The following is an 8549-nucleotide window of genomic DNA, read 5'->3' on the forward strand; positions in this document are numbered from 1 at the left end:
ACAGGGGCGTTCACACTGTCCGGCGTCATCCGGCCGTACCTTACTACGTAAAGGCCCGGGGCCGGTGTGTTGTCAGGATATAGGGGTAACGAGGCGCGCGCGGTCGGGCTTCCCAGACGCCAGCAAAGGGATGGCCTCCACCAGTTCCAGCTCGTGGGGCGCCGCGTACGCGGGCATCGTCTCGCGGACGAGGGCCCGCAGCTCGCGGAGGCCCGGCGGTGCGGGCGCGCCGGGGGAGGGGACCACGACGGCGGTGACGCGCTCGCCCCATTCGGGGTCGGGACGCCCGACCACCACCACGTCGCGGACCGCCGGGTGGCGGGACAGGGCGGCGGCGACCTCGCCCGCCACGACCTTCTCCCCGCCGGTGTTGATCACGTCGTCGACCCTGCCGCGGACCCGGAGCCGGCCCTCCTCCAGGGCGCCCAGGTCGTTGGTGACGAACCACTCGCCGTCCATGGCGGCGGCGGTGTCGGCGGGCCGCAGCCGGTAGCCGGTGAACAGGGACGGGCCCGCCAGGCGGATCCGCCCGTCGTCCCCGACCGCGACGCGCATCCCGGGCAGCGGGGTCCCGTCGTAGACGCAGCCCCCGCTGGTCTCGCTCATCCCGTAGGTGGTGAAGATCCGGGCGCCGCGGGCGCGGGCCTCGGCGAGCAGCCCGGGCGCGGCGGCGGCGCCGCCGAGGACGATCGCGCCGGTGCGCGACAGGTCGGTCCCGGCGTCCAGCAGGCGGCGCAGCTGCGTCGGCACCAGCGAGACGTGGGCGCCCTCCGCGCGGGCGACGGCGGCGGGGTCGAAGCGCGGCGTGATGACCGGGTCGCTCCCGGCGACGAGGGAGCGGACGAGGACCTGGACGCCGGAGATGTGGCTGGTGGGGACGCAGCACAGCCACCGGTCGCCGGGCGCGGCGCCGATGCGGGTGAGGGTGCCGGCGGCGGAGTGCCGCAGCGCGGTGCCCGGCAGCTCCACGAACTTGGGCGTGCCCGTGGAGCCGGAGGTGGCGATCAGCACGGCGGTGCCGTCCGCGACGGGCGCGTGCCCGCCGCGGGGGGTGTGCCGGACGAGTCCGTCCGGCGTCTCGATCGCGTCGGGGGCCAGGGCGTCCAGCAGGCCGTGGAACGCGGGCCTCGGCAGATCGGGGGAAAGGGGGCAGATCGCCGGGCCGCCGTCGAGGGCGTCCGCGAGGGCGCGCAGCAGGCGGGGCCCGGACGGCAGAACGGCGGCGTGCAGCGGGCGATCCATGATCTCATCAGGGTAGACGACCCCGCTGAACGCGTTCGAATCCCGGGCGGGTTGAATGGGACCCGCGGCCCGCGGACCCCGCCGGCGCGGTCGCCCCCAGGGGAGAGGAAGACGTGGAGGAAATGGTCTCGGAGCTGTTCGACGCGGACGCGTGGAAAGAGGTCGAGGGGTTCGGTTTCACCGACATCACCTACCACCGGGCCGTGGACCAGGGCACGGTCCGGGTGGCGTTCAACCGTCCCGAGGTGCGCAACGCGTTCCGTCCCCACACGGTGGACGAGCTGTACCGGGCGCTGGACCACGCGCGGATGTCGAGCGACGTGGGGTGCGTGCTGCTGACGGGCAACGGGCCGTCGCCGAAGGACGGCGTGTGGTCGTTCTGCTCGGGCGGCGACCAGCGGATCCGCGGCAAGGACGGCTACCGCTACGCCGAGGGGGAGACCTCGGAGACGATCGACCCGGCGCGGGCCGGGCGGCTGCACATCCTGGAGGTGCAGCGGCTGATCCGCTTCATGGGCAAGGTCGTCGTCTGCGTGGTGCCCGGCTGGGCCGCGGGCGGCGGGCACAGCCTGCACGTGGTGTGCGATCTCACGATCGCGAGCCGGGAGCACGCGCGGTTCAAGCAGACCGACGCGGACGTGGCGAGCTTCGACGGCGGTTTCGGGTCGGCGTACCTGGCGCGGCAGGTGGGGCAGAAGTTCGCCCGCGAGATCTTCTTCCTGGGCGACACCTACGACGCCGAGGCGGCGCACCGGATGGGCATGGTCAACGCCGTCGTCCCGCACGCCGAGCTGGAGGCGACGGCGCTGGAGTGGGCGCGCAAGGTCAACGGCAAGAGCCCGACGGCGCAGCGGATGCTGAAGTACGCGTTCAACCTGATCGACGACGGCCTGGTGGGCCAGCAGGTGTTCGCCGGGGAGGCGACGCGGCTGGCGTACGGGACCGACGAGGCCGCCGAGGGCCGGGACTCGTTCCTGGAGAAGCGCGATCCCGACTGGTCGCGCTACCCGTGGTACTACTAAATGTCCGAACGCGCGGTGTGATCCGGAATACCGTGATTCGGTGTCGCAGGTCAGGGGGGTCGGGCGGGTGCGGGTCTTCTCCATCCCGATGCGGACGCGGTTCCGCGGTCTCACGCGGCGGGAGGGCGTCCTGGTAGGCGGCCCCGCCGGATGGGGGGAGTTCTCGCCGTTCCCCGAGTACGGCCCGGCCGAGTGCGCCCGCTGGCTCGCCGCCGCCCGGGAGGCCGCCCGCGACGGCTGGCCGGCGCCCGTCCGCGACACCGTCCCGGTGAACGTGACGATCCCGGCGGTCGGCCCGGAGCGGGCGTTCGCGCTGACGAAGGAGTCCGGCTGCCGCACCGCGAAGGTCAAGGTCGCCGAGCGCGGCCAGTCCGACGCCGACGACCTCGCGCGGGTGGAGGCCGTCCGCGACGCGATCGGCCCGGACGGGCAGGTGCGGGTGGACGTCAACGGCGGCTGGGACGTCGACCACGCGGCCCGCATGATCCGCACGCTGGACCGGTGGGAGCTGGAGTACGTCGAGCAGCCCTGCGCGACGCTGGAGGAGCTGGCGCTGGTGCGGCGGCGGGTGGACGTGCCGATCGCCGCGGACGAGTCGATCCGCCGCGCCGAGGACCCGCTGAAGGTGCGGGCGGCGGGCGCCGCCGACGTGGCGGTGCTGAAGGTGCAGCCGCTGGGCGGGGTCGCGGCGGCGCTGCGGGTCGCCGAGGCGTGCGGGCTGCCGGTGGTGGTGTCCAGCGCGGTGGAGACGTCGGTGGGGCTGGCGGCGGGCGTGGCGCTGGCCGCGGCGCTGCCGGACCTGCCGTACGCGTGCGGGCTGGGGACGCTGTCGCTGCTCAAGGGCGATGTGGTCGCCGATCCGCTGGTGCCGGTGGCGGGGGAGATCGCGGTGCGGCGTCCCCCGCTGGACGAGGAGGCGCTGCGCCGCTGGGAGGTGCCCGACGAGCCGCGGTGGCGCGGCCGGGTCGCGGGGGCGCAGCAGCACCTGGGCGGCCCCGAGGTGATCGGGGCGGCGCCGTGAACCCGGCGACCGCGCTCGCGACCGTCCTGGTGGACGAGCTGCAGCGCTGCGGGATGACCGACGCGGTGGTGGCGCCGGGGTCGCGGTCGGCGCCGCTGGCGCTGGCGCTGCACGCCGCCGCGGAGGCGGGGCGGCTGCGGCTGCACGTGCGGATCGACGAGCGGTCGGCGTCGTTCCTCGGGCTCGGCATCGCCAAGCGGTCGGGGCGGCCGGTGGCGCTGGTGTGCACGTCGGGGACGGCGGCGGCGAACTTCCACCCGGCGGTGATCGAGGCGCACGAGTCGGGCGTGCCGCTGATCGTGCTCACCGCGGATCGCCCGCCGGAGCTGCGCGACACCGGCGCGAACCAGACGATCGACCAGGTGAAGCTGTACGGGACGGCGGTGCGGTGGTCCTCCGAGATCGGGGTGCCGGAGAACCGTCCCGGCATGGTGGCGTACTGGCGGTCGCTGGTGAGCCGCGCGTGGGGGCTGGCGCAGGCGCCGTCGCCGGGTCCGGTGCATCTGAACGCGGCGTTCCGGGAGCCGCTGATCCCCGACGGTGACGAGTCGTGGTGCGAGCCGCTCGACGGTGACGCGACGGGCGCGTGGACGAGGGTGCGTCCGGCGACGCCCGGGTCGGTGCTGCACGTTCCGCCGACGCGGCGGGGCGTGCTGGTGGTGGGGGACGGGGCGTCCAACGTCAAGCGGTACGTGGCGGCGGCGTCGATGGCGGGGTGGCCCGTGCTCGCCGAGCCGCAGGGCAACGCCCGTTACGGCGATCACGCGTTGTCTGCGCATCATTTCCTGCTGGGTGTGCCGGAGTTCGTGGAGCGGCACCGTCCGGAGGTGGTGGTGACGCTGGGCAAGCCGGGCCTGTCTCGTCCGCTGCTGTCGCTGCTGCGCCGCGCGGAGGAGCACATCGTCCTGGCGCCCGACCTGGGGCACTGGCCCGATCCGGTGCGGTCGGCGACGCAGGTGGCGCCGGAGGTGGAGATCCCGGTGGTGTCGGGCGACGACGCGTGGCTGAGGTCGTGGCGCGCCGCGGACCGGGCCGCCGCGGCGGCGGTCGACGAGGTCCTGGACGCGGTGCCGGAGGTGAGCGAGCCGCGGCTGGCGCGTGACCTGGTGGCGGCGCTGCCGGGCGGGTCGCTGCTGCTCGCGGCCGCGAGCATGCCGATCCGCGACCTGGACCAGGTGATGCGTCCGCGGCGCGGTATCCGGATCATGGCCAACCGGGGCGCGAGCGGGATCGACGGGCTGGTGTCGACGGCGCTGGGCGCGGCGCTGGCGCACAGCGGCCGTTCGTTCGCGCTGCTGGGCGACCTGGCTTTCCTGCACGACCAGAACGGGTTGATCCTCGGCCCGCGGGACCGGCGGCCCGACCTGACGATCGTCGTGGTCAACAACCAGGGCGGCGGGATCTTCTCGCTGCTGCCGCAGGCGGCGCTGGCGGATCCGTTCGAGCGGGTCTTCGGCACCCCGCACCAGGTGGACCTGGAGTCGGTGGCCGCCGCGCACGGCGTACCGTACCGGCGGCTGGAGGCCGCCGCGGACGTGCCGAAGGCGCTGGTGGGGGAGGGGCTGCGGATCGTGGAGGCGCGCACCGGCCGGGAGGCGAACGCGGTGCTGCACGCCGAGATGCGCAAGGCCGCCCACGCCGCCGTCCGCACCGTCCTGCCCTAGCCGAGCCCGGCCCGCTGCGCCGGCTCCCTGCCCAGCTTTGCTTCACCTTTCAAATTACAATGTAAAGGCACCGGGCGGTGTGCCTCCCATTCCTAACCCCAAACAACACCAGCAGCTAGGGCAAGAGGTGCCTGTCGTAGGCGGTGGCCACCGCGGCGGCTCGGTCGTTGACGTCGAGCTTCGCGTAGATGTGGGTGAGGTGGGTCTTGACGGTGGCCTCGCTGATGAACAGCTCACCGGCGATCTCGCGGTTGCTGGTGCCGCGGGAGACCAGGCGCAGCACCTCCAGTTCCCGGGTGCTCAGGGTGTCGCTGCGGGGGGCGCGCACGCGGGAGACCAGCCGCGAGGCGATGGCCGGTGACAGGACGGAGCGGCCCTGTGCGGCGGCGCGGACGGCGTTGAAGAGGTCGTCGCGGGGTGCGTCCTTAAGGAGGTAGCCGGTGGCGCCGGCCTCGATCGCGGGGATCGTGTCGGTGTCGGTGTCGTAGGTGGTGAGGACGAGGATCCGGCAGGGGAGGCCGCGGCGGCTGATCTCGGTGATGGCCTCGACGCCGTCCCCGCCGGGCATCCGGAGGTCCATGAGGACGACGTCGGGGCGCAGCTCCTCGGCGAGGGCGACGGCCTGGCGGCCGTCCGCGGCCTCGCCGAGGACCTCGAAGCCGCCGGCGGCGGCGAACATGCCGCGCAGGCCGTCCCGGACGACGGGGTGGTCGTCGACGATCAGCAGGGTGATGTCAGGCATGGCGGGTCAACGGTACTGGCGGATCAGCGGTACCCGGGCGGAGACGGCGGTGCCGCGGCCGGGTTCGGATTCGATCTCCAAGGTGCCGGCGACGCGTTCGGCGCGCTCGCGCATGGCGGTCAGGCCGAAGCCGGAGGAGGGCCGGGTGAAGCCGCGGCCGTCGTCGCGGACGTCGAGGGTGACCTCGTCGTCCATGTAGGACAGCGTCACGCCGATGCGGTCGGCGCGGGCGTGGCGTTCGGCGTTGGTGAGGGCCTCCTGGGCGATGCGCAGGAGGGTGGCTTCGAGTTCGCCGTGGAGGGGTTCGGCGGTTCCGGTGACGGTGAGGTGGGCCTTGCCGTCGGTGATCTTCTTGAGGGCTTCGGGGAGCATGTCGTGTTCCAGGTGGGTGGGGGCGAGGTCCTGGACGGAGCGGCGGGCTTCGCGGAGGCTCTCGCGGGCGAGGGCCGTGGCGCGGCGGACGTGTTCGCTGTCCTCGGCGGCCTGGAGCTGGGTGATGATGCCGGTGAGGCCCTGGGCGATGGTGTCGTGGATCTCGGCGGCGAGGCGGCGGCGTTCGTCGCCGATGCCGGCCTCCCGTGCCTGGACGAGGAGCTGGGCCTGCAGGCCGGCGTTCTCGGCGAGGGCCTGTTCGAGGCGGGCGTTGGTGCGTTCGAGTTCGTCGATGGTCTCGGCCTGGAGGCGGCTCTGCTGCTCCTCTCTTTCGGCCATGCGGCCGAAGATGAGGATGAGGCCGCAGTTCAGGACGAAGAGGCCGCCGACGGCGGCGGCCTGGGTGGGGTTCTCGGGTGGGAGGCCGCCCGCCTGGGCGCCGGACATGGTGACCGCCGTGATGAGAAGTCCGGTCATCGCCCAGCGGCCGGTCAGGTAGCGCTGGGAGTCGAAGTATCCGAGGACGGCGTAGATGCAGAAGAAGGGGTTGAGCCAGGAGAGGGTGAAGGCCAGGCCGGTGCGGGTCCAGTAGTAGACGTGGCCGGGGACCTTCTCGGTGAGGTGGAGGGTCTGGAGGGCCAGGACGGTGATGAGGAGGGTCGCGGCGGCCCGCTCTTGCGCGGGCGTCATGACGAGTTCCCGGATGAGCAGGGCCAGGAGGGTGCCGAGGGTCAGCAGGCCGAACGGTCCCCAGCGGTAGAACCGTTCCCACTGCTCCTGGATGGTGGCCATTGGCTAAGTTTCGCCTATTCCCAGCGGAACCAGCGGATGGCGCCGGCGATGAGGAGGGCGGCCCAGGCGGCGGTGACGCCGAGGTGGGCCGATGCGGGCCAGCCGCCTTCGGTGGCCTGGTTGAGCGCCTGGGACGCGGCGCCGAAGGGGAAGTACTCGACGATGCGCTGCAGGAGTTCGGGCATGGCCTGGACGGGGACCCAGACGCCGGCGAGGAACATCATCGGGAAGAAGACGATCGTGCCGGCGACGTTGGTGGCCTTGGCGGTGGGGGTGACGGCGGTGACGGCGGAGCCCAGGGCGAGGGCGCTGAGGGCGGCGAGCAGGAGGGCGAGGAGGTAGCCGGGCGGGTGGCCGGGCAGGTCCACGCCGAAGGCGAGCCGTCCGGTGGCGATGGCGAGGAGCGCGGAGAGGAGGGCGGCGGCGAAGTGCAGGGTGATCTGGGCGGTGAGCAGGGCGGCGGGGCGGACGGGTGTGGTGGACATGCGGCGCAGGATGCCGCGTTCGCGGTAGCCGGACAGGACGGGTGGCAGTGCCATGAGCCCGGCCATGATCGTGGCGAGGAGGACGCTGACGGGGACGTACAGGTCGATGACGCGGTTTCCGCCGAGGTCGGGGCTGGGTTCGCGGAAGGAGGGGATGAGGCCGAGGATCGTGAGCAGGACGGTGGGGAAGAGGACGATCCAGAAGAGGCTGAAGGGTTCGCGGAGGAAGAGCCGGAGTTCGGCTTTGAGGACGGCGGTGGGGGCGGACACGTCAGTTCTCCTGGTCTTCGGTGAGTTCGAGGAAGGCGTCGTCGAGGGTGGAGTCGGTGACGCGTAGTTGGTGTGCGGTGATGCGGTGGCGGGCGAGGAGGGTGATGACGGCGTTGACGGTGGTGTCGCCGCCGTGGATGGTGATGCGGCCGTCGCGGCGTTCGATGGTGCGGGCGTCGGGGAGGTGGGCGAGGTCGTCGTGGTCGAGGGGACGGGAGGGGGTGAATGTGATCACGGTGTCGCCGGCGCTGCGGCCGATGAGGCCGGCGGGGGTGTCGAGGGCGGCGATGCGGCCCTGTTTGAAGACGGCGATGCGGTCGCAGAGGCGTTGTGCCTCTTCCATGAAGTGGGTGACGAGGACGACGGTGACGCCGGAGTCGCGGATCTCTTCGATGAGTTTCCAGGTGGCGCGGCGGGCGCGGGGGTCCAGGCCGGTGGTGAGTTCGTCGAGGACGACGATCCGGGGGCGGCCGATGAGGGCGAGGGCGATGAAGAGGCGCTGTTTCTGGCCGCCGGAGAGCCGGCCGAAGCGGGTGGTGAGTTTGGTGGTGAGGCCGAGGCGTCCGGCGAGTTCGCGCCAGTCCGCGGGGGTGGGGTAGAAGGCGCTGTAGAGTTCCAGGGCTTCGCGGACGGTGAGTTTTTCCTGGAGTTCGCTTTCCTGGAGTTGGACGCCGAGGATCGTGGTGAGTGCGTCGCGGTCGGTGGTGGGGTCGAGGCCGGCGACGCGGATGGTTCCGGTGTCGGGGCGGCGGAGTCCTTCGAGGCATTCGACGGCGGTGGTCTTGCCGGCGCCGTTGGGGCCGAGGATTCCGAAGATCTCGCCTTCTTCGACGGTGAAGGTGACGTCGTCGACGGCGGTGTGTGCGCCGTAGGTTTTGCGCAGGCCGTTGACCTCGATGATCGGCATGGTTCGAGGGTGGCGCGGGGCGGTGCGGTGGC

General features: G+C 72.9%; 8 protein-coding genes. 3 read left to right on the forward strand and 5 right to left on the reverse strand.

Annotation, left to right across the window (positions count from 1 at the left end):
• Nucleotides 1-72 precede the first annotated feature (72 nt).
• The gene (locus tag E1289_RS19625; RefSeq protein ID WP_207929040.1) at nt 73-1242 is read right to left on the reverse strand and encodes an AMP-binding protein; all 1170 of its coding nucleotides are present in this window, start codon (nt 1240-1242) and stop codon (nt 73-75) included.
• Between the two features lie 122 nt (nt 1243-1364).
• Here E1289_RS19625 and E1289_RS19630 point away from each other — a divergent pair, with 122 nt between their 5' ends.
• From E1289_RS19630 to menD, 3 genes are all read left to right on the forward strand, one after another.
• Entirely contained in the window at nt 1365-2264 is a 900-nt protein-coding gene (locus tag E1289_RS19630) for a 1,4-dihydroxy-2-naphthoyl-CoA synthase (protein WP_131982196.1), read from the forward strand.
• A gap of 67 nt (nt 2265-2331) precedes the next feature.
• A complete protein-coding gene (locus E1289_RS19635; RefSeq protein WP_131982198.1) occupies nt 2332-3285 on the forward strand; it encodes an o-succinylbenzoate synthase in 954 nt (317 codons plus the stop codon).
• Entirely contained in the window at nt 3282-4949 is a 1668-nt protein-coding gene (gene menD / locus E1289_RS19640; protein ID WP_131982184.1) for a 2-succinyl-5-enolpyruvyl-6-hydroxy-3-cyclohexene-1-carboxylic-acid synthase, read from the forward strand. Before E1289_RS19635 ends, menD begins: the two co-directional genes overlap by 4 nt.
• Nucleotides 4950-5064: 115 nt before the next feature.
• Here the strand turns inward: menD and E1289_RS19645 are convergent, their stop codons facing one another.
• The 4 genes from E1289_RS19645 to E1289_RS19660 are packed head-to-tail and all read right to left on the reverse strand — an operon-like array spanning nt 5065 to nt 8517.
• Nucleotides 5065-5691, reverse strand: a complete 627-nt coding sequence (locus E1289_RS19645; protein ID WP_131982186.1) for a response regulator transcription factor — start codon at nt 5689-5691, stop codon at nt 5065-5067.
• Between the two features lie 6 nt (nt 5692-5697).
• The gene (locus tag E1289_RS19650; RefSeq protein WP_131982188.1) at nt 5698-6855 is read right to left on the reverse strand and encodes a sensor histidine kinase; all 1158 of its coding nucleotides are present in this window, start codon (nt 6853-6855) and stop codon (nt 5698-5700) included.
• A 14-nt stretch (nt 6856-6869) separates the two neighbouring features.
• Nucleotides 6870-7610 carry an ABC transporter permease gene (locus E1289_RS19655; RefSeq protein ID WP_131982190.1) on the reverse strand — a complete coding sequence of 247 codons (741 nt, stop codon included), beginning with the start codon at nt 7608-7610 and terminating at the stop codon, nt 6870-6872.
• Nucleotide 7611: 1 nt separating this feature from the next.
• Entirely contained in the window at nt 7612-8517 is a 906-nt protein-coding gene (locus tag E1289_RS19660; RefSeq protein WP_131982192.1) for an ABC transporter ATP-binding protein, read from the reverse strand.
• Between the last annotated feature and the right edge of the window lie 32 nt (nt 8518-8549).

It is taken from the genome of Actinomadura sp. 6K520 (assembly GCF_004349245.1).
GTDB lineage: Bacteria > Actinomycetota > Actinomycetes > Streptosporangiales > Streptosporangiaceae > Spirillospora.

Coding starts and splice junctions, on each gene's coding strand:
- E1289_RS19625 (WP_207929040.1), bottom strand. CDS start 1,242: ATGGATCGCCCGCTGCACGCCGCCGTTCTGCCGTCCGGGCCCCGCCTG.
- E1289_RS19660 (WP_131982192.1), bottom strand. CDS start 8,517: ATGCCGATCATCGAGGTCAACGGCCTGCGCAAAACCTACGGCGCACAC.
- E1289_RS19645 (WP_131982186.1), bottom strand. CDS start 5,691: ATGCCTGACATCACCCTGCTGATCGTCGACGACCACCCCGTCGTCCGG.
- E1289_RS19630 (WP_131982196.1), top strand. CDS start 1,365: ATGGTCTCGGAGCTGTTCGACGCGGACGCGTGGAAAGAGGTCGAGGGG.
- E1289_RS19650 (WP_131982188.1), bottom strand. CDS start 6,855: ATGGCCACCATCCAGGAGCAGTGGGAACGGTTCTACCGCTGGGGACCG.